The 21,327-nt window shown below is 52.5% G+C and carries 15 protein-coding genes, 7 tRNA genes and 2 rRNA genes (1 of these 24 only partly in view); 3 read left to right on the top strand and 21 right to left on the bottom strand.

Features of this window, described 5'->3' with window-relative positions:
* Nucleotides 1–76 precede the first annotated feature (76 nt).
* Nucleotides 77–1,489, bottom strand: a complete 1,413-nt coding sequence (locus tag GYMC52_RS01025) for an amino acid permease (protein ID WP_013522762.1) — start codon at nt 1,487–1,489, stop codon at nt 77–79.
* A 235-nt stretch (nt 1,490–1,724) separates the two neighbouring features.
* On the opposite strand from GYMC52_RS01025, the gene GYMC52_RS01020 reads away from it, so the two are divergent.
* The 3 genes from GYMC52_RS01020 to GYMC52_RS01010 are packed head-to-tail and all read left to right on the top strand — an operon-like array spanning nt 1,725 to nt 4,446.
* A complete protein-coding gene (locus GYMC52_RS01020; RefSeq protein WP_013522761.1) occupies nt 1,725–3,098 on the top strand; it encodes a sigma-54 interaction domain-containing protein in 1,374 nt (457 codons plus the stop codon).
* Between the two features lie 57 nt (nt 3,099–3,155).
* Nucleotides 3,156–3,908 (top strand): TatD family hydrolase, encoded by a 753-nt coding sequence (locus GYMC52_RS01015; RefSeq protein ID WP_013522760.1) that lies wholly within the window; start codon nt 3,156–3,158, stop codon nt 3,906–3,908.
* A 49-nt stretch (nt 3,909–3,957) separates the two neighbouring features.
* On the top strand, nt 3,958–4,446 hold the full coding sequence (locus GYMC52_RS01010; protein WP_015731631.1) for a DinB family protein: 489 nt from the start codon (nt 3,958–3,960) through the stop codon (nt 4,444–4,446).
* A 63-nt stretch (nt 4,447–4,509) separates the two neighbouring features.
* On the opposite strand, the gene GYMC52_RS01005 is transcribed toward GYMC52_RS01010, so the two are convergent.
* From GYMC52_RS01005 to GYMC52_RS00905, 20 genes are all read right to left on the bottom strand, one after another.
* Complete coding sequence (locus tag GYMC52_RS01005) at nt 4,510–5,412, bottom strand: DUF817 domain-containing protein (protein WP_013522758.1); 903 nt, start codon at nt 5,410–5,412, stop codon at nt 4,510–4,512.
* Nucleotides 5,413–5,428: 16 nt separating this feature from the next.
* A complete protein-coding gene (locus GYMC52_RS01000; RefSeq protein ID WP_013144000.1) occupies nt 5,429–5,653 on the bottom strand; it encodes a helix-turn-helix domain-containing protein in 225 nt (74 codons plus the stop codon).
* Between the two features lie 10 nt (nt 5,654–5,663).
* Entirely contained in the window at nt 5,664–6,143 is a 480-nt protein-coding gene (locus GYMC52_RS00995) for a DUF2975 domain-containing protein (protein WP_011229691.1), read from the bottom strand.
* A 716-nt stretch (nt 6,144–6,859) separates the two neighbouring features.
* Nucleotides 6,860–8,140 carry an IS110 family transposase gene (locus tag GYMC52_RS00990; protein ID WP_013522756.1) on the bottom strand — a complete coding sequence of 427 codons (1,281 nt, stop codon included), beginning with the start codon at nt 8,138–8,140 and terminating at the stop codon, nt 6,860–6,862.
* A gap of 838 nt (nt 8,141–8,978) precedes the next feature.
* Nucleotides 8,979–10,781, bottom strand: a complete 1,803-nt coding sequence (glmS, locus tag GYMC52_RS00985; RefSeq protein ID WP_012820509.1) for a glutamine--fructose-6-phosphate transaminase (isomerizing) — start codon at nt 10,779–10,781, stop codon at nt 8,979–8,981.
* Nucleotides 10,782–11,327: 546 nt separating this feature from the next.
* Nucleotides 11,328–12,677 (bottom strand): phosphoglucosamine mutase, encoded by a 1,350-nt coding sequence (glmM, locus tag GYMC52_RS00980; RefSeq protein ID WP_011229666.1) that lies wholly within the window; start codon nt 12,675–12,677, stop codon nt 11,328–11,330.
* 27 nt (nt 12,678–12,704) lie between these two features.
* Complete coding sequence (locus GYMC52_RS00975) at nt 12,705–13,943, bottom strand: CdaR family protein (protein ID WP_012820508.1); 1,239 nt, start codon at nt 13,941–13,943, stop codon at nt 12,705–12,707.
* Nucleotides 13,936–14,757: a diadenylate cyclase CdaA gene (gene cdaA / locus GYMC52_RS00970; RefSeq protein ID WP_011229664.1), complete on the bottom strand. Its 822-nt coding sequence runs from the start codon at nt 14,755–14,757 to the stop codon at nt 13,936–13,938. The genes GYMC52_RS00975 and cdaA overlap by 8 nt, the downstream gene beginning before the upstream one ends.
* Nucleotides 14,758–14,829: 72 nt before the next feature.
* The gene (gene rsiW / locus GYMC52_RS00965; RefSeq protein ID WP_012820507.1) at nt 14,830–15,441 is read right to left on the bottom strand and encodes an anti-sigma-W factor RsiW; all 612 of its coding nucleotides are present in this window, start codon (nt 15,439–15,441) and stop codon (nt 14,830–14,832) included.
* A gap of 14 nt (nt 15,442–15,455) precedes the next feature.
* Nucleotides 15,456–16,019, bottom strand: a complete 564-nt coding sequence (gene sigW, locus GYMC52_RS00960; protein WP_011229662.1) for an RNA polymerase sigma factor SigW — start codon at nt 16,017–16,019, stop codon at nt 15,456–15,458.
* A 200-nt stretch (nt 16,020–16,219) separates the two neighbouring features.
* Nucleotides 16,220–17,119 (bottom strand): arginase, encoded by a 900-nt coding sequence (gene rocF / locus GYMC52_RS00955; RefSeq protein ID WP_012820505.1) that lies wholly within the window; start codon nt 17,117–17,119, stop codon nt 16,220–16,222.
* Nucleotides 17,120–17,267: 148 nt separating this feature from the next.
* A tRNA-Ala gene (locus tag GYMC52_RS00950) sits at nt 17,268–17,340 on the bottom strand.
* 6 nt (nt 17,341–17,346) lie between these two features.
* A tRNA-Gly gene (locus GYMC52_RS00945) sits at nt 17,347–17,418 on the bottom strand.
* Nucleotides 17,419–17,422: 4 nt separating this feature from the next.
* A tRNA-Lys gene (locus tag GYMC52_RS00940) sits at nt 17,423–17,498 on the bottom strand.
* Nucleotides 17,499–18,061: 563 nt separating this feature from the next.
* Nucleotides 18,062–18,136 (bottom strand) — tRNA-Gln (locus GYMC52_RS00935).
* A 114-nt stretch (nt 18,137–18,250) separates the two neighbouring features.
* Nucleotides 18,251–18,322, bottom strand: a tRNA-Glu gene (locus tag GYMC52_RS00930).
* Between the two features lie 10 nt (nt 18,323–18,332).
* Nucleotides 18,333–18,408: transfer RNA gene (locus GYMC52_RS00925), tRNA-Thr, on the bottom strand.
* 7 nt (nt 18,409–18,415) lie between these two features.
* Nucleotides 18,416–18,490, bottom strand: a tRNA-Asn gene (locus GYMC52_RS00920).
* Between the two features lie 156 nt (nt 18,491–18,646).
* Nucleotides 18,647–18,763: ribosomal RNA gene (gene rrf, locus GYMC52_RS00915) — 5S ribosomal RNA — on the bottom strand.
* Nucleotides 18,764–19,001: 238 nt separating this feature from the next.
* Nucleotides 19,002–21,327: ribosomal RNA gene (locus GYMC52_RS00905) — 23S ribosomal RNA — on the bottom strand (it continues 603 nt past the right edge of the window).

Genomic DNA, 21,327 nt, shown 5'->3' with positions numbered 1-21,327 from the left:
AGGCAAAAAAATTTTTCGTTATAAAACGGTTTCATAGTTATATTATGCAAATGATTATGGCTTTTTTCAATTGTTTTTACTTGGCGGCCTTGAGCTCCCCTTTTTCTGCGGCTAGGGGCTGAACCCGTTTTTTCGCCACAAGGTGGTAGTACCCGTAGCAAGCGAGCAAAAACGGAATGCCGCAGTAAAGAGCGATCCGTTGATCTGGGATAAAGGCCAGTCCGATGATCGTCGCCATATTCAACGCAAACGCGGCCAGCGGCACGAACGGATACAACGGCGTCCGGTATTTCAGATCGCGCACATCGCCGCCTTCGCGCAAAAACGCTTTCCGGCCGAAATAGCTTGACAGCGCGATGGAAGCCCACACCGTGACGGCGCCAAAACCGGCGATCGCCGTCAGCCAGACGTACACCGTATCTTCCGCATACACGCTGCACAACAGAGACAAGCAGCCGATGGCAATGCTGGCAATAAGCGCATTGATGGGCACGCCGCGTTTCGATAGCTTGCTGAAAAACGGACTGACCATGCCTTGGCGCGACATCGACCAGAGGACGCGCGATGTCGCATATAAGCCCGAGTTGGCCACCGACAACACCGCGGTAATAATCACAAAGTTCATAATATCGGACGCATACGGAATGCCGATATTGTCAAACACCACCACAAACGGACTCTCAACGACGCCGGCTTTCTCCCACGGAAACAAACCAGCCAGCACAAAAATGGCCAAAATAAAGAAGATCAAAATGCGCCATACGGTGTTGCGCAACGCAACCGGCACCGTTTTTTCCGGCTCGCGGCTTTCCCCCGCGGCCACGCCGACCAATTCCGTCCCTTGGAACGAAAAGTTCACAAGGATCATGGTCGTAAAGATGGCCCAAAACCCGTTTGGAAACAATCCGCCATGATCAGTAAAATTCGAGAAAAACGGAGCGGGTTGTCCATTTTTCATATGGATGACTCCGAACATCGCCGCCAGACCAAGAACAATAAAGGCGATGACCGTCAACACTTTCACGCTTGAAAACCAAAACTCCACCTCGCCAAATCCTTTGACAGACAACGCATTGATCAAAAACAAGAGCAAAGCGAAGACGGCGCAAAACACCCATGTCGGCACATCGGGAAACCATCGTTTCATGAGGATGCTGACAGTGAGAAGCTCGATGCCGACCGTCACCGACCAGTTCAGCCATGACAGCCAACCGATGCAATACCCCACTGCCGGCGAGATGAACTTCGTCGCATACGTCTGATACGACCCGGCATCAGGAATCCTCACGGCCAATTCTCCTAACGAAAGCATTGTCAAATACATGACCAATCCGCCAAAAAGATAAGCAACGACGGCCCCTCCTGGCCCCGCCTCATGAATCGTATAACCCGATCCTAAAAACAAACCGGTGCCGATCACTCCACCTAGCGCGATCATAAATAAATGCCTGCTTTTTAGCTCTCGTTTCAGTTCTTGCACTGGTTGCATCCGAAAACTCTCCCCTCTCTATGATAGATTCCGCAACCGCTTACATTTTTATCAAACGAACAGCAACCTCCTTTTATGCAAAATTATTTTTCAATTTCTAATGTATTACAACTTTATTATGAAATGATTTTTTTCTGTTTTCAATATATTTAGCAAAAAATTTTTTCACATCTTTCTTTCCCTTCCTGTCTCCCATCCACCTTATGCTATAATACAAAAAAGAGAGGTGCTGATCGTGAACCGGGATATGGAAACGCTTTTATCGATGTATGAGCAAATTCTCGAAATGATCGACCTTGGCGTCCATGCGGTCGATCAACATGGGAAAACCGTCATTTACAACCGGAAAATGCGGGACATAGAGGGTATGAACATCGAGGACGTACTCGATAAAAACATTTTGGACGTCTTCCGCTTCAACCCGGAGCAGCCGAGCACATTGCTTGAAGCGCTGCGCACCGGTGAAAGCATTCTGAACAAGCAGCAAACGTATTTCAATAACAAAGGACAAGCCGTGACAACGGTCAATCAAACACACCCGCTGCAAAAAGACGGGCGCATCATCGGCGCCGTGGAAATCGCCAAAGACATCACCAAATTCCGCAAGCTGATCCAAGAGCACCACCAACGCGGTGAAGCCGGTCGCACGTTTGCGGACATCATCGGCCAAAGCGAAGCCATGCAAAAGGCCATCCGCCTTGCTCGTCATGCCGCCCGCTCCGAAGCGTCCGTGCTGCTCATTGGGGAGAAAGGGACAGGAAAAGACTTGCTCGCTTCCTGCATTCACCATGAAAGCGAACGGCGAGCTAAGCCGTTTTTTGCGCAAACGTGTTTGTCGCTTCCGGACGATTGGATGGAAACGATGCTGTTTGGCAGCGAAGAAGACGGCGAGATCCAGCCCGGCTTGTTTGAACAAGCGGACGGCGGCACCGTCCTGCTTGACGATATTGACTCGTTAAGCCTGCCGCTTCAACAAAAACTTGCCCGTTTCCTGCAAGAAAAACAGTTTGTCCGCGCCCATGGCCAAAAACCGGTTCGTGCGGACGTTCGCCTTATCGCCTCGACAAGCGGCGACCCGATTGACGCGGTCCAAAACGGGGAATTGCTCAAATCGCTTTACTACCAAATTGCCGTCCACTGCATCGTCCTGCCGCCGTTGCGCGAACGGAAAGAGGACATTTTGCCGCTCGCTATCCATTTCATCCGTCAAGGCAACGAGCGCTATGGCCTACATGTCGAAGGACTCGGCGACGACGTGCAAGAGGCGTTTCTTGCTTACAGCTGGCCCGGCAACGTGCGCGAGCTTGAGGCCGTCATTTTGGAAACGATGGCGACGATGGAACAAGAACAAACCATCACCCTCGCCCATCTGCCTGCCCCTTTTCGAGCCAAGCTGGCGCCCGACGAAACGAAAACGGACTTTTTATTTGATACGGAAGACATTTTGCCTCTTGACAAATACATGGAAGAAGTCGAAATTTACTACATCCGCAAGGCGCTGCAGCATCACGGCTTCAACATCACAAAAACGGCCAAAGCGCTTGGTTTGAGCCGACAAAACTTGCAATACCGCATCCGCAAGTACCAGATTGATAAGGAATGGGGATGAAAAGGCGAAAAGCCTCAGCCAGCGGGACGGCAAAAAGGACAGGGGAGGTCGCTGTGGATGATCGACGCTCATATTCATCTCGACCAGTACACGGACATCGATGAACAAATCAACCGTTGGCAAGAAGCGGGCATCACCGGCGTCGTCGCCGTATCCACCGATTTGCGCTCCAGCTGCCGAACGCTCGAGTTGAAACAGCGATTCCCTTCCTTCGTCTACGCCGCCATCGGTTTTCATCCCGAGCAACCGCTGCCAAGCGCAGCCGATTGGAACGAATGGACAGAGCTTGTCAAGCAAGAGCGGCCGCTGCTCGCCGCCATCGGCGAAGTCGGGCTGCCATACTATTCAGCGGAAGCATGCGCCAAGCTGCCCGCGTATCAAGAACGATTAACCGAAATCGCGGCCATCGCCGCGGATGCCTCCTTGCCGCTCGTTCTTCACGCCGTCTACGACCGCGCTGAAACCGCCTTGGCCATCTTGCAGCAAGCTGGCGTCCGACAAGCCCATTTCCACTGGCTGAAGGCCGAGCCTGCCGTGGTCAAACAAATCGTCCAATGCGGCTACTACATCTCCGTCACGCCGGAAGTGTGCTACCGCGAGCGCGACAAGCAGCTGTTATCCCTCGTTCCCATCGAGCAGCTGCTCCTTGAAACCGATGGCCCATGGCCGTTTGCAGGCCCGTTTGCCGGAAAACTGACGACGCCGTTATGGCTATTGGACTCCGCGCGAGCCGTGGCGGCACACTATGGCCGAGATATCGAACCAGTCAAAACCATGATCACGGCGAACACAAAACGGCTTTACGGTTGATCTTCCTTATCGTACGATGAAACCAAATCTACATCGAAATGAGGGAAACATGATGGATCATAATGAGCGAGTGCGCCAACAGCTGATCAAAAGCGTTTCCGGGCTGTCGGACGAACAGCTGAACACCCGGGCGGCGAAAGGGAGTTGGACCATCGCCCAAGTGCTCGAACACCTGTACTTAATCGAAACATCGATCGCAGCCATGATCGCCCATACATTAAAGCATGGCGAGAGCCAGCCGGTTGAGGAGAAAACGATCCACTTGACCGTTGACCGTTCCAAAAAAGTGGAGGCGCCTGATTTCGCCCGCCCGGACAACCGCTTTTTCACTCGACACGAACTGGAAGAAAAATTGCATCAATCGCGGCAGCGGTTGCGCCAAATCACGGAGCAAGCCAATCCGGCTGACTTGGAAGCCAAATCGTTCCCGCATCCGGTTTTTGGGCCGTTGAATTTGAAGCAATGGGTGGAATTTGTCGGCTATCATGAACAGCGCCACCTCGCGCAAATGGAAGAAATCAAGGCACAGCTTCCGTGAGGAGCGGGCGGCTCATCAAGGAAAAAGCCGAGCAACGGCCAACGAATCGTAGCCCTGCTCGGCTTACAACGATTTTCCATCTGCATGTGAACGCTCCACTGCTCCTGTCACAGCAATTGTTTTCACTTGCTTTAACGTCGCCACGATGAGAAAACTGACAATAACGAGCAAACACCACGAACTCACCTTCCCAAGATGAACAAGGCTCCACGCCTTCGCCTGGTTCGGATATTGCCAAGCGCCAAAAAAGGTGGCGATGTTTTCCGCGATCCAGATGAAAAACCCAATCAGCAAAAACGACAAAACAAGCGGCATCCGGTAGCGGATTCCCCCGACCTCATACGTCACCCATGACCGCCAAAAGACAACCATGACGAGGCTTGAGAGCCACCAACGAACGTCCACCCAATAATGGTGGGTGAAAAAATTCAAGTAGATCGCCGCTGCCAACGGAACAACCATCCAAAACGGCGGCCATTGCACCAACTCCACCTTCAGCCGTCTCCACGCCTGGCAAAGATAGCTGGCGACGCTCGCATACATAAACCCGCTGTACAAGGGCACGCCAAAGATTTTCGTATACCCCTCTTCCGGATACGACCACGAACCCATGCGCACTTTAAACAGCTCGAGCGCAAGTCCAATGACGTGGAACAAGGTGATCACTTTGAGTTCATCCCGCGTTTCCATCCCTGACCGCACCATCCACCATTGCATGAGCAGGCAAATGACAAGCAGCCAATCATACCGCGGCAATAGCGGAAGCGGCGCGATCTTCGTCAGCGCCAATGAGGCAAAAATGACAACCGGAAACACGCACGATCGCGCCTGCGCCCAACCGAAGCGAACAAGCTGCACAAACGCTTTGATGAGCCGGGACTTTCTGCCAAACTGGCGCACCCGGACGATCATGAGGCAAAGCGGTGGGTATTCGTTCACCGCTGCCTCGTGTTTCTCCCCTTTCAAGCCATCTCCTCCCTACTCACGGATTTGACTCCCCTTCATCACTTCGATACTCCAAAATGTCCCCGGGCTGGCAATCGAGCGCCTTGCAAATGGCTTCGAGCGTCGAGAAACGGATCGCCTTCGCCTTCCCGTTTTTCAAGATCGACAAATTCGCCATCGTGATCCCGACTCTCTCCGACAGCTCGGTGACGCTCATCTTCCGCTTCGCCAACATGACATCAAGATTCACGATAATCGGCATGTCATCCACCTCAAATGGTCAACTCATTTTCTTGTTTGATTTCAATCGCCTGCTGCAGCAGCTTTTGCAAAACCGCGGCGAACACAGCGATGACAAGCGACGCAAACGGCACAATCAGACCGACGAAAATGACACCCGGAGCGTCGTCTTTCTCGGCGAACAAGTAAAACAGCGGCAAGACAAGCAAATGCAGCCCACTGATGGCGACGGCGCAATGTTTGATCGTCTTTAACGCTTTCACCGACGCCTCGGAAAACGCGTCGTTTCGGTCAATATACACTAACAACCGGAACGCCTGATACAAAGCGAAGTAGAACGGCAGCGCGGACGCCTCAAACACAAGATAAACAAAATACTTGATCCAAGGGAACGTTGGCACCAGCTTGACAGCCACCTTCGCAAGCGCAGGAACCAAAAATAGGCACAATGCCAAAACCGGAAGGCCGATCAACACTAAAGACGCCTTCAAAAACAACGTTTCCCGTTTCATCGAAACACCTCACTGACTCGTTTTCGACTTTATTGTAATGAATGTATTATCGTTTATCAATAAATAATTGTTGATTTAAATCAAATTTTTTCTGCAAAACAACAAAAAGAAAAGACGTCCCCACACGGGAACGCCCGACCATACCTATTGAGACAACAGGTACACCGTATTCACTTCCACGCCGCCCATTACCAATCGATTCGCTTTCCATCCCGGAAAAAGCCGCCGTTCGGCCCGTCAGGCCCGATTCTGCTATTTAACCGCACTCCCCCCAATTACTCGTTTTTCATCGACAGCGCGTGCTTTCGCGGAAATCATAATAGGATACCCTCCCTCTAGAAATGTTGATTTATCAAGGCTTTTCGGCCCCTCAGGGGTGTCCAAAAAATATTTTTCGACAAAATCCCTTACATCCTTTTTCAGTTTTGTGGATATCTTACAGACCTAGGGTGCGCTTCGCGGCCACGGCTGGGGATATTTTCCTTCCGTGGGGAGAAGCGTATTCGATGCACCCTTTGGATCTCCGCGTCGCTGATGAGGACGAACCCTCCCATGTCTCCGGGCGTCTTGGGGCCAACATTCCCTCGTTCGGTCTCGTCATCAGGCGGAGGCCGGCCAAGCTCCTTTGGGGACTCAAGGTCGAATGGATCAGATCACGCCAGCTTCTCCGGTGTCATCCTGTTGTCCAACGATTCTTCCGTTCGCAGGGGGAGGCCTTAGGCCGCCCGTTGCACCTGGGACAAGACGTCCTGTTTCATTCGCTCCGCGTCAAAGGCTTGTTTCTTCGTACAAATCGCAAACAGCACATTCAACAGCTTCCGGCATAACGCGACGATGGACTGCTTTCCGGTCAGCGGATTGACGGGGCGGGTCGTGTAATAGTCATGCAGCTCGCGAAACGCCTCGTTGTGCCGGATCAGCGGAATCATCGCCCGAAACAGCACCGATCGCAGCCGTTTCCGTCCCCGTTTGGAGATCTGCTTTTGCCCTTTGCGCTGGCCGGAGGAATTCTCCTTGAGCGTCAGGCCCGCCAACTTCACCAATTGACGCGGGTCCCGATAATGGGCGAAGCTGCCAATCTCCGCCAGCAGATCGATGATCGTGGCGTCTCCCAACCCGTCGACCGTTTTCAGCCATTGATACTCCATCGTCGTTTGAACCAACGCCTTCAACTCGGCGTCCAACGCGGCGATCTCAGCCTCCAATTGGCGGTATCGGCGGACGAGCGCGGCGATTTCAAACCGGGCCATCGTCGTCCCTTCCGTCACCCCAATCGAGTCCTTCGCGGCGTCGATCAACGCCTGAATTTTGGCCTTCTGCGGGCATTTCAGCCCTTCGCTTTGCCGGTACACCTCAAGAAGCTCCTCCACCGCCCGGCCGGCCATATCGGCTGGAAGCGGCGTCCACTCCAGCACCGAAAGCGCCGTTTTCCCCAGGTCGCGAAACACCGTCCAAAACTCTGGAAAATATCGGTCGGTCCAGCGGACGATCGCGTTTTTCACCGCCGTCTGTTCCTTGCGGAGCTTCTCTTTGAGCGTGCTCCCGACGCGCAAATCGGCTTCGATCTCGTGCAGCAGCCGGGGGACGAGGAATCGTCCGTCTTTCGCCAGTCTGGCGATGACTAGGGCGTCTTTGGCGTCATGTTTCGTCGGCAGGTTGTCATCGAGTTCTTTCGACCGGCACACATGCGCCGGGTTGACCATGACCAACGGGATCCCGTGCTCCTCGAGGAAGTAGGCCAGGTTCAACCAGTAGTGCCCGGTCGGCTCCACCGCGACGATCACCTGCGGCTTTCCGAACGCTTGCATCGCCTCCTGAATCGCTTCATACAGCTGGCGAAAGCCCTCTTTCGACTGGAAGATCGGGAACGATTTGCGAAGCACACGCCCCCGGTCATCCACGAAGCAGGCGTAGTGGGTTCGTTTCGCGATATCGATGCCCACGACAAGCGTTTGTTCGGTGACTTGATCAATTTTATAGTTTTGTGTACAATTCATCTGAAGTCCTCCTTGGTATGGTGAGTGATGTGTTTGACACCCCTGCATCATACCAAGAGGGCTTTTTTTGATCAAGTCCCCCGGAAAAGCTCCTAACGGGAATGCTCCTTATATGTATGTATAAGCATCTTTCAATAAAGAGGTTCATCACCGAAAGATGTACTTGACTTTTAGGAAGAAGCATGGTAGTGTCCCTTCCAACTTAACAAAAATAACCAAAAATGGAAATATATCTTTTTTTACATCTTCATCATGAAAAACTTTTTTGTCAAGTACATTTTGTGGTGGAGATCCATTTTCTATAAATCATACCATATTTTTATCTTGATAAACTCCTTATATTATGAAATTTTTGTTACTATTCCAATTTATCCCTTTGCGAAGCCTTGCTTTATCAACTGTATAGGGTTCCTACTTTTTTCTGGTAAATGATGACCTATCATGAACTGCACTCCAATTGTTAGACACCACTAACCAATGGAGGCGCAGTTTTTATATGACTAAATAAGTTTAGAAACTCAATTAGCTGCAGTAGGGCTTATCTTGAAGGGGGAATTTTATTCCGGCTATATTTGGATTTTATCCGGCTTTAGCAGATTCCTTCTTCTATGACTAGTTTGGCGACATGAAGGTCTCCTCTTTTAGTTCCAAATAAAAAATCGAGAAAAGCACCTTTAGGTGCCTTTCTCGATTCCCTTCAATCCTATTTCCTTCTCCCTAATTGGAATCCCATCCTCGTTGCCAATCAAACTGAATTGAATTTGTTTCGCTTCGATACGATCGCGAGTATAAGGCTTTTTTTGTCACTTAACAACAGCCTTTCCGACCAACGAACCGCTCACTCCACCGTCACGCTCTTCGCCAAGTTGCGCGGTTTGTCGACGTCGCAGCCGCGGTGCAAGGCGGCATAGTATGCGATCAGCTGCAACGGCACGACGGACACAAGCGGCGTAAGATCCGGATGGACAGCCGGGATGATGAAGCGGTCGCCGTCGCCTTCCAGGCCGCGCATCGAGATGACGCACGGGTTCGCGCCGCGGGCGACGACTTCTTTTACGTTGCCGCGAATGCTCAAATTTACGTGCTCTTGGGTAGCGAGGGCGATGACCGGCGTGCCGTCCTCAATCAAGGCGATCGTGCCGTGTTTCAGCTCGCCGCCGGCGAACCCTTCCGCTTGGATGTAAGAGATCTCCTTCAGTTTCAGCGCGCCTTCTAGGCAGACATAGTAGTCAACGGCGCGGCCGATGAAGAAGCAGTTGCGCGTCAGCGTCAAGTAGTCGCTTGCGATTTTCTCCATTTCTTCTTTCGCATCACACAGCATTTCCATCACATTGGCGACGATGGCGAGCTCTTTCGTCAAGTCAAAGTCCAGCTCAAAGCCTTTCGCTTTCGCCGCCGCGGCGGCCAAAATCGCAAGCACAGCAATTTGCGCCGTATATGCCTTTGTCGAGGCAACGGCGATTTCCGGGCCGGCGTGCAACAGGAGCGTATAATCAGCTTCCCGCGACAGCGTCGAACCTGGGACGTTCGTGATCGTAATCGCTTTATGGCCGAGTTTGTTCGTTTGCACGAGCACGGCGCGGCTGTCGGCCGTTTCGCCGCTTTGCGAGATAAAGATGAAGAGCGGTTTTTCCGACAACAGCGGCATGTTGTACGAAAATTCGCTGGCAATATGCACTTCGACTGGAATTTTCGCCCACGACTCGATCAACTGCTTGCCGACGAGACCTGCATGGTAGCTCGTTCCGCACGCGACAATGTACAGGCGGTCGGCATTCAGCACTTCGTTGATGATCGCTTGGTCGATCGTCAATCCGCCGTTTTCGTCTTGGTATTTTTGAATGATGCGGCGGATGACGAACGGCTGCTCATCAATTTCTTTCAGCATGTAATGCGGATACGTCCCTTTTTCAATGTCGCTCGCATCGAGCTCAGCCGTAAATGGCTTCCGTTCGACTGTTTCACCGTTTAGCGTTTGAATCGTGACGTTCTCGCTCGTGACGATGACGAGTTCCCCATCCATCAGTTCGACGAATTGATTCGTCACTTGGAGCATCGCCATTGCATCGCTCGCCACGACGTTAAACCCATCGCCCAATCCGACAAGAAGCGGGCTTTTGTTTTTGGCCGCATAGATGGTGTTTTCGTCTTGTGCATCGATCATGGCGATGGCGTACGATCCTTTTAACAGCGAGAGCGTTTTTCGAAACGCTTCTTCCGTTGCCAGTCCATCATTGACGAACTTCTCCACGAGCTGGACGATGACTTCCGTGTCCGTGTCGCTTTGGAATGTGACATCGGCTAAATAATCGCGCTTGACCATTTCATAGTTTTCAATGACACCGTTATGCACGAGCGTAAAACGGCCTGAGGCGCTTTGATGCGGGTGGGCGTTCACTCGGCTTGGCGCCCCGTGTGTCGCCCAGCGTGTATGGCCAATGCCGACCGTCGCGTTGACGTTCGGGTCGACGATGCGGCGCAAATCAGCGATCCGTCCTTTTTCCTTAAACACATGCACGCCGCTTTCGTTCAACACGGCGATCCCCGCCGAATCGTAGCCGCGATACTCGAGTTTTTCCAATCCGCGCAATAAAATTTCCTTCACATCTTGGTAACCGATATAACCAACAATGCCGCACATGGCAAATGTTCCTCCTTTTCATCTTGGAGGCTGCCGCTAACGAGAACCGTCTTTCCCGTTCAGTTGTCAAAGAACATGTTCGGGGTCTCGCCGATCCACGGGCGGCAGACTCCCTTCTTCGTTTTGCGCGATGACATCCTCCCCTTTGTGCAAAGGGTCACCCCTTTGTTTTAAGAGAGGACTTGCGGCTGTCATCGCTCCAGCCGGGAGGCATCCGCCGAAAACCTCGATAAACCTCCTCCTCGTCAACTAAGCGTTCTTCCGTCCAACGCTTAGTCCAGGCGCTTTGTGATCGTTAAAACCGATGCAACAGCCAACCACCTTTTTGCTTTGTTGGCCATGCCCACGGTTGCGGCAAGCCATCACTTCACCATGTTCCGCTCTTCGCCCTTCCATCGCCTCCTTTCAAGAAAAAAGCAACAACGTTAATATTACAGGACATTCCCAGCGGCGTCAACTATCATTTATACATCTATATAAAATAACCTATGCATAAACGGAAGCGAACGTTCCGTCTATGCATAGGGTGGTTGTCCAAGCGGTCGGTTATTCCACTCCCATTTCACGGCGGACGACATCCGCGATCCGCTCAACGTAGGCGCGGCACGCTTCCTCGGTTTGGGCCTCCGCCATAATGCGCACGAGGGGTTCCGTCCCTGACGGACGAACGAGGACGCGGCCATTGCCGTTCATCTCTGCCTCCACTTCCTGGATCACTTTTTTCACTTGTTCGTTTTCCATTGCTTTTTCCTTATCGGCCACCCGGACGTTCACAAGCAGCTGCGGGTATTTTTTCATTTCCCCCGCCAATTCGGACAGCGGCTTGCCTTTGATTTTCATGATGTTGACAAGCTGGAGCGCCGTCAACATGCCGTCCCCCGTCGTGTTGTAGTCGAGGAAGATGATATGTCCGGACTGCTCGCCGCCGAGATTATAGCCGTTCTTCTTCATTTCCTCGACGACATAGCGGTCGCCAACGGCCGTTTGTACACTTTTGATTCCCTGCGCCTCAAGCGCCTTGTAAAACCCAAGGTTGCTCATGACCGTCGAGACGACGGTTTGCTGTTTCAAGCGGCCGGTTTCTTTTAAATATTTGGCGCAAATGTACATAATTTGATCGCCGTCAACAATGTTGCCGCGTTCATCCACGGCGATGAGGCGGTCGCCGTCGCCGTCAAAGGCGAGCCCGACATCGGCTCCTTTTTCTTTGACAAACGCCGCCAACGCTTCCGGATGGGTGGAACCGACTCCTTCGTTAATGTTGAGCCCATTGGGCGACGCCCCCATCGTCACGACATCCGCATCCAAATCGGCAAATAAGTACGTCGCAAGCGATGACGTCGCCCCGTGCGCGCAGTCGAGGGCGATTTTCATCCCGGAAAAATCTTCTTCATCGATCGTTTGTTTTAAATACTGCAAGTACTTTTGTCCGCCTTCAAAATAGTCGTTTACTTGCCCAAGCCCAGCCCCGATCGGCCGCGGCAGCATATCCTCCGCGCTGTCGATCAGCGCCTCAATTTCCGCTTCCTGCTCATCCGACAGCTTGAACCCGTCCGGGCCGAAAAATTTAATGCCGTTATCTTGCACCGGGTTGTGAGAAGCAGAAATCATGATGCCGGCCTGCGCTCCGAGTGCCTTCGTCAAATAGGCGACACCTGGCGTGGAAATGACGCCAAGGCGCATCACTTCAGCCCCGATCGACAAAAGCCCGGCGACAAGGGCGCCTTCCAACATATGGCCGGAAATGCGGGTGTCGCGCCCGATCAATACTTTCGGGCGCTCAGCGCTTTTGGTCAGCACGTATCCGCCGCAGCGGCCGATTTGAAACGCCAACTCTGGCGTCAATTCACGATTTGCGACTCCTCGTACACCATCAGTGCCAAAATATTTGCCCATTCGTTCACTCTCTCCTTACTATGCAGTTTATTGTGCAGTTGCTTTGTCGCTAATATGGACCATCGCCGTTTCCGCCGACGGCTGCCATTGGACTTGTTCAGGGTGGTTCCATTGAATGGGAACTTGATGTTCGCCGGTGTCAAGCCCACGGACATCGACATACAAACGAATATCGTCTTTTGTCAACCCGCGGACGACATCGGGCGGACCGACAAGGCGGACCGTAATTTTGCCTTCAAGCGGTTTGACAAATTCGGCTTTGTATGAATCCGGCAAACCAACGACAGCGATCGGCACGTCTTTCCACGTTTGCGTGACGTCTTTTTCCACATCAATATGCACCTTGATTTTGTCTGGATCGACGTTTTTTGCCCCATCAGGGAGCGGAGCGTCAAGTTCTACCGTCGCATCATCAGTAATGTCGTCCAAATCAACTGTCAATCCTTCCAGCTTGTCAATATGGTTCAACACTTCCTTCGGTCCATAAATCGTCACTCGATCCGGCTCCGGCGTGATGCTGACAAGATGCACACCATCCGGCAGCTCTCCGGTTGTCTGCACTTGAACCGGCACCGTCTTGCTCGGGCTTTTCACCGGCACGGTTACTTCCACCGACGATGGCTCTGGCTCAATATCCAACTCATTTCCCCGTCGATCGTACACCCGAACGCGCGCTTCTCTCGTCAGCGTTTCCGTCGCCCCATCTAAGTCGACGATGGCTTTGACAAACGCAATCTCGTCGATTAGTTCCTTCGCCCCGGTAATCGTCACGGCATCTGGTTTCACAGTCGGTTCTCCAACGGAATAGCCATCCGGCATTTTGTTTCGATTGAAAAATTCAACACCGACCGGAAACCGTTTCGACACTTTTTCACGAATCGTCACTTTGGCCGAGGAAGGCTGAATCGTCACTTTCAACTTGTCGGAGATGTCCCTGTATTTGATCGGCACCGTGTATGTCCCTAACGGCAATTCCGTTAAATCGACATACACCTCGAAATTTCGTTGCAGAGCCGTCGGCTTGACAATGCTGGCGGGTCCTTGGAGCGTAACGTTCACGTATTTCGGGACGCCAGATACGACCAAGTTGTCTTCATCATAGTAAGCGACCACCGGAATATCGATCAACGTTTCCGTATCTTCCTGGCCAAACGTGTTGCGCGTCTCACCGGTTTTCGCCCCGACATTGGCCGACATATACAGCATAATCGCCAGCAATAAGGAGACAACGCGAATAAACCAAGGATGGTCCATCAACTTATCCATGTTTCTTCCCCCTCCACTGCCAACGGGAAGAAGCAGGCGCCTTCGTCGCTGGAGCAAGTTCGCCGGTCAACAGCTCCCGAAACTCATCGATCGTTAAATCGCGGTACAGCTCGCCGTTTTTCGTCAACGATACTGCTCCCGTCTCTTCCGACACGACGACGGTGACGCTGTCAGTCACTTCGCTGATGCCGAGCGCCGCCCGATGGCGTGTTCCGAGCTCTTTCGAAATAAACGGACTTTCCGATAATGGTAAATAACAGGCCGCCGCAGCGATTTGGTTTTTTTGAATAATGACCGCCCCATCATGAAGCGGCGTGTTCGGAATGAAAATATTAATGAGCAGTTCCGGCGATACATGAGCGTTTAACATAATGCCGGTTTCGACATAATCGTTCATTCCGGTTTCCCGCTCAATGGAAATCAGCGCGCCGATGCGTCGCTTCGCCATATACTCGGTCGCTTTTACAATGGCTTCCACCATTCGCATCCGCTCTTCATCTTCATTGACCGTATTGCGGGTGAACAGCCGTCCGCGGCCGAGCTGCTCAAGGGCGCGCCGCAATTCTGGTTGAAAAATGATGATGATCGCGAGAAATCCCCAAATGATCGCCTGATCCATCAGCCATTGCAACGTCGTCAATCCGAGGTAATTGCTCACGAAACGAACCAAAATAATTAAAAAAATGCCTTTTAACAGCTGAATGGCCTTCGTCCCGCGAATCATCATGATCAACTTGTAAATCACATACCAAACGACAAGGATATCAACCACTTTTAACAAATATGACACGATGGGGAGCTCTCCGAAGGACATCTTCACACTTCCTTTATCTCTAATTCCAATCTGTTGATGGCCACGGAAAAAGCCATCGAACGATGGCTGCCATCATTCAATCGATTGGAGCGCACGATTGAACCTTTCTTTAATATTATACCAAATCCATTCAAACACTTGATTAATTTCCTCCACTTCCCCTGTCACTTGCCCGGCGGACGCCATATATTTCTTTCCATGGATCACAGTCACGTCCCCATCAACCGTTCCTTCAATCCGAATCGAGCCATTGCGGACGACAATATCTCCTTTGACCGTTTCTCCTTTCGGCACGATGACAGTATGATCGCGGATGATGACATGTTCATCAGCTGAGACGGAAAACGCGCCTCTTTCCCCCCATGAAGAAGCTAAGCTGCCTAAAGTAAGCGCTAAAAACAACGAGGCAGCCGTAAGCAGCGGATGACGATGCATAAAACGGCGCAGCCGCGCGGTCTTTCTCTCTTTCGGCATCGCCTCCATAACCTTGGCTGCAAACGACGGCGGCGCCGCAACGTGGGCGGCATATTGGAGGAAAGCAACCGTCTTTTTCAGCTCGTGAAAATGGGCAGCGCACGCAGCGCACGAACGCAAATGTTCTTTCAGCTGCTGCTCTCCTTCTGGCTGGAGATCTCCATCAAAATAGCTGTGCATGAGCAACACGATTTCTTTCGGACATTCCATAGTCTCCCACCCTCTTATAAATGACCCAATTGCCTGCGCAACGCTTCGCGGCCGCGATGCAGCCGCGTTTTCACCGTGCCGACCGGCAACCCTAAAATCTCGCTGATTTCTTGCAACGACAAATCTTCCATATATTTCAACACGATCACGCTTCGATACTTTTCTGGCAACTGCTCAATCGCTCGCTGCACCGTCTCTTGCAGCTCCAGGCTTTCCACTGCCTCCTCCGGGGATGCTTCGCGGGAAGGAAGCTGAGCCTGCATCGTCAACCCGTCCGTGCCTCCGACCTCTTCATCTAAATACACGTCCGGCTTCCGTTTCCGCAATTTATCGATCGTCAAGTTCGTCGCGATTCGGTACAGCCAAGTGGAAAACTTCATTTCAGGATTGTACGTATCAATATGGATGTAGGCGCGGATGAACGCCTCCTGCGCCGCATCTTCCGCCTCATGCCGATTGCCCAACATTCGATAGCAAAGACGGTAAATCTTGTCCTTATACAAATCGACAAGATCCGCGTATGCGTTTTGATCCCCTTTTTGGATCGCCTTAATTCTCTTTTTAATAAATAGATCCATAAAATACAATACCCCCGCCTCACGGCTTACTGTATATTACGGCGCTCGATCAAGAAAAGTTTCATGCAACATATTTATTGTATCATACAACTGAAAAAGAGGGGACGCCAAACAAATGGCAGCCCCTCTTTCACAAACAGCGGGAACAAATCATCATCATATCCGTGAATCCCGCAACCAACCCTCTTTGCCCACATGCATTAAATGAGCTTTTCACCAAACAACGACCCCATCAGCGCTACAGCAACTGATGCTGTTTTGTTCCGCTCATCCAAGATCGGGTTCACTTCGACAAATTCCGCTGAAGTGATGATTTGTGCTTCGGCCAGCATCTCCATCGCCAAATGGCTTTCGCGGTATGTCAATCCTCCAATGACAGGCGTTCCGACTCCCGGTGCGTCGCTTGGGTCAAGGCCATCCAAGTCAAGCGACAAATGAACGCCATCCGTTCGTTCTTTTAAATAGGTGATCGTTTCTTCCATCACCCTTGTCATTCCGAGCCGATCAACCTCATGCATCGTGTAAATTTTGATTCCTTTTTCGCGAATAAACTTCTTCTCCCCTTCATCAAGGGAACGGACGCCGATCAACACGACATGTTCCGGCTTGATTTTGGGGCTGTATCCGCCGATTTGCGTCAGCGCCGGATGGCCAAACCCGAGGCTCGCCGCCAGCGGCATGCCATGAATGTTTCCAGACGGCGACGTTTCCTCGGTGTTGACGTCGCCGTGCGCGTCATACCAGATCACTCCAAGCCGCTCATAATGTTTCGCCACCCCGGCGAGCGTGCCAATGGCGATGCTATGGTCGCCGCCCAGCACAAGTGGGAAGCGCCCCCGCTGAACGACTTGGTCAACCGCCGCCGCGAGTTTCTCATTCGCCTCCGCAACCGCTTTCAAATTGCGCAACCGTGAATCTCCTTGCTCGTGCAACCGCTCTGCTTTCCCAATCGGAATATCTCCCAAATCTTCAATATCGTAATGAAGATGTTCCAGACGTTCGATGACGCCTGCATAACGCATTGCGCTCGGCCCCATATCAACGCCGCGGCGTGTCTGCCCTAAATCCATCGGAACCCCGATAATTGAAATTGGCTTCATGCTGTCTCCCACTCCTTTCCGGTTCCTGTTACGTCTTTATTGTAGAGGAAAGAAAGGGGATGACTCAACTTGACAAAATTTTGAATATTTATACCGATATAACAAAAAAGAACAGGCTGCTTTTGGTTGTCAAGCAGTCTGCTCTTGATGGAGCCTATCGGGATCGAACCGATGACCTCCTGCGTGCAAAGCAGGCGCTCTCCCAGCTGAGCTAAGGCCCCGCCCCAAGCGGAAGACGGGACTCGAACCCGCGACCCCCACCTTGGCAAGGTGGTGTTCTACCACTGAACTACTTCCGCGCTATGGTGAGCCATGGAGGACTCGAACCTCCGACCCTCTGATTAAAAGTCAGATGCTCTACCTACTGAGCTAATGGCTCATGGTTGGGTATACACTCTAGGTACTACCTAGCTCTACCTGCCTCTTCCTCTCCCAGCCGATTCAAAGATGCCAAGTGCGTCGAGGCAACTCGAAGCAAACTCAAAGATGTAGCGCTCGTTACTGAGCTAATGGCTCATGGTTGGGTATACACTCTAGGTACTACCTAGCTCTACCTGCCTCTTCCTCTCCCAGCCGATTCAAAGATGCCAAGTGCGTCGAGGCAACTCGAAGCAAACTCGAAGATGTAGCGCTCGTTACTGAGCTAATGGCTCATAGTTAGGATAACACTCTAGGTACTACCTAGCTCTACCTGCCTCTTCCTCTGCCAGCTAATTCAAGGAAGCCTAGTGCGTCGAGGCAACTCGATGCAAACTCGAAGATGTAGCGCTCGTTACTGAGCTAATGGCTCATAGTTAGGATAACACTCTAAGTATGCTGCCCCTTCCTCTGCCAGCCTGTTCAAGGAAGCAGATGCGTCGGGGCAACTCGATGCCTATTCGACGATGTAACGCTCGTCACTAAGCTAATGGCTCATGACCATTTTTATGTACAAAAAAATAATGGCTGGGCTAGCTGGATTCGAACCAGCGCATCACGGAGTCAAAGTCCGTTGCCTTACCGCTTGGCTATAGCCCAACGCGATGAGAAAGAAACGCTGTATTCAATTGCTATTATATCTCAGCAATCAGGGAAGTATACACTTTTCATTTCGGCCAATCATCCTTGAAAGGACGACTGGCCGAAATGAAGTGACCCGTACGGGATTCGAACCCGTGTTACCGCCGTGAAAGGGCGGTGTCTTAACCACTTGACCAACGGGCCGGAAAATAAATGGAGCTTCCAACCGGGCTCGAACCGGTGACCTCTTCCTTACCATGGAAGTGCTCTACCTACTGAGCTATGGAAGCGTAAAAATGGCTCCGCAAGTAGGATTCGAACCTACGACCTACCGGTTAACAGCCGGTTGCTCTACCGCTGAGCTATTGCGGAATGATGAATAACTATATGTCATGCACATCTTCCCAATGTGCTCGTTGCCTCTTCCTCTGCCAGCTAATTCAAGGAAGCGAGATGCGCCGAGGCAACTCGTAGCGAATTCGAAGATGTGAAGCTCGTCGCTGAACTATTGCGGAATAATGAAACATTGCCTAGCAGCGACCTACTCTTGCAGGGGCGCTGGCCCCAACTACCATCGGCGCTGGAGGGCTTAACTTCCGTGTTCGGGATGGGAACGGGTGTTTCCCCTCCGCCATAGCCACTAGGCAATGGTTATCATCTTGGACAGTAATTATTATATCCATCCTGTTGGATTTGTCAACAGGATGTTCATTCCTTCAAAACTAGATAACCGTCGGAAGAAGCCGCTCGCCTGCGCTTTTCGCATTGTCCAGCTCCGGCTCGCCGCCGCTCGGGGTCAAATAACCTTCGCCTTCGGGATGTGAACATCCCTGCAGGCGAAGAACATTTGCCCGTCGCGGCGACCCGCTCGCCTGCGCTTTTCTTGGTTAAGCCCTCGATCGATTAGTATCCGTCAGCTCCACGTGTCGCCACGCTTCCACCTCGGACCTATCGACCTCGTCATCTTCGAGGGATCTTACCCGCTTCACGCGGTGGGAAATCTCATCTTGAGGGGGGCTTCACGCTTAGATGCTTTCAGCGCTTATCCCGTCCGCACATAGCTACCCAGCGGTGCCCCTGGCGGGACAACTGGTACACCAGCGGTGCGTCCATCCCGGTCCTCTCGTACTAAGGACAGCTCCTCTCAAATTTCCTCCGCCCGCGACGGATAGGGACCGAACTGTCTCACGACGTTCTGAACCCAGCTCGCGTACCGCTTTAATGGGCGAACAGCCCAACCCTTGGGACCGACTACAGCCCCAGGATGCGATGAGCCGACATCGAGGTGCCAAACCTCCCCGTCGATGTGGACTCTTGGGGGAGATCAGCCTGTTATCCCCGGGGTAGCTTTTATCCGTTGAGCGATGGCCCTTCCATGCGGAACCACCGGATCACTAAGCCCGACTTTCGTCCCTGCTCGACCTGTCCGTCTCGCAGTCAAGCTCCCTTGTGCCTTTGCACTCTCCGAATGATTTCCAACCATTCTGAGGGAACCTTTGGGCGCCTCCGTTACCTTTTGGGAGGCGACCGCCCCAGTCAAACTGCCCACCTGACACTGTCTCCCACCCCGTTAAGGGGTGCGGGTTAGAATTTCAATACCGCCAGGGTGGTATCCCACCGTCGCCTCCACCGAAGCTGGCGCTCCGGCTTCCCAGGCTCCCACCTATCCTGTACAAGCGATACCAAAATTCCATATCAGGCTGCAGTAAAGCTCCACGGGGTCTTTCCGTCCTGTCGCGGGTAACCTGCATCTTCACAGGTAGTATAATTTCACCGGGTCTCTCGTTGAGACAGCGCCCAAGTCGTTACACCTTTCGTGCGGGTCGGAACTTACCCGACAAGGAATTTCGCTACCTTAGGACCGTTATAGTTACGGCCGCCGTTTACTGGGGCTTCGGTTCGCACCTTCGCTTCCGCTAAGCGCTCCCCTTAACCTTCCAGCACCGGGCAGGTGTCAGCCCCTATACGTCGCCTTTCGGCTTCGCAGAGACCTGTGTTTTTGATAAACAGTCGCTTGGGCCTTTTCACTGCGGCTCTTCAGGGCTCTTCACCCCAAAGAGCACCCCTTCTCCCGAAGTTACGGGGTCATTTTGCCGAGTTCCTTAACGAGAGTTCTCCCGCGCGCCTTAGGATTCTCTCCTCGCCTACCTGTGTCGGTTTGCGGTACGGGCACCTCTTCCCTCGCTAGAGGCTTTTCTTGGCAGTGTGAAATCGGGGACTTCCGGATCCATCCGTCGCCGTCACCGCTTAGCCTTATGATCCGCGGATTTGCCTGCGGATCAGCCTCACGGCTTGGACAGGCTCTTCCAGCCGCCTGCTCGCCCTATCCTCCTGCGTCCCCCCATCGCTCAAACGGGAAGAAGGTGGTACAGGAATCTCAACCTGTTGTCCATCACCTACGCCTTTCGGCCTCGGCTTAGGTCCCGACTAACCCTGAGCGGACGAACCTTCCTCAGGAACCCTTAGGCTTTCGGCGCAGAGGATTCTCACCTCTGTTTTCGCTACTCATACCGGCATTCTCACTTCTAAGCGCTCCACCAGTCCTTCCGGTCTGGCTTCTCTGCCCTTAGAACGCTCCCCTACCGATGACCAACGGTCATCCCGCAGCTTCGGCGGCACGTTTAGCCCCGGTACATTTTCGGCGCAGAGTCACTCGACCAGTGAGCTATTACGCACTCTTTAAATGGTGGCTGCTTCTAAGCCAACATCCTGGTTGTCTCGGCAACTCCACATCCTTTTCCACTGAACGTGCACTTCGGGGCCTTAGCTGGCGGTCTGGGCTGTTCCCCTCTCGACCACGGATCTTATCACTCGCGGTCTGACTCCCGGGCATAAGTCATTGGCATTCGGAGTTTGACTGGGTTCGGTAACCCGTTTTGGGCCCCTAGCCCAATCAGTGCTCTACCTCCAAGACTCCTAAACCCGAGGCTAGCCCTAAAGCTATTTCGGGGAGAACCAGCTATCTCCAAGTTCGATTGGCATTTCACCCCTACCCACACCTCATCCCCGCACTTTTCAACGTGCGTGGGTTCGGGCCTCCAGCCGGTGTTACCCGGCCTTCACCCTGGACATGGGTAGATCACCTGGTTTCGGGTCGACGACGACGTACTTGACGCCCTGTTCAGACTCGCTTTCGCTGCGGCTCCGCCTCTTCGGCTTAACCTCGCACGCCATCGTCACTCGCCGGTTCATTCTACAAAAGGCACGCC

Source organism: Geobacillus sp. Y412MC52 (assembly GCF_000174795.2).
Classification (GTDB): Bacteria; Bacillota; Bacilli; order Bacillales; family Anoxybacillaceae; genus Geobacillus; species Geobacillus thermoleovorans.
This window is presented reverse-complemented; position numbering and strand designations above follow the sequence as displayed.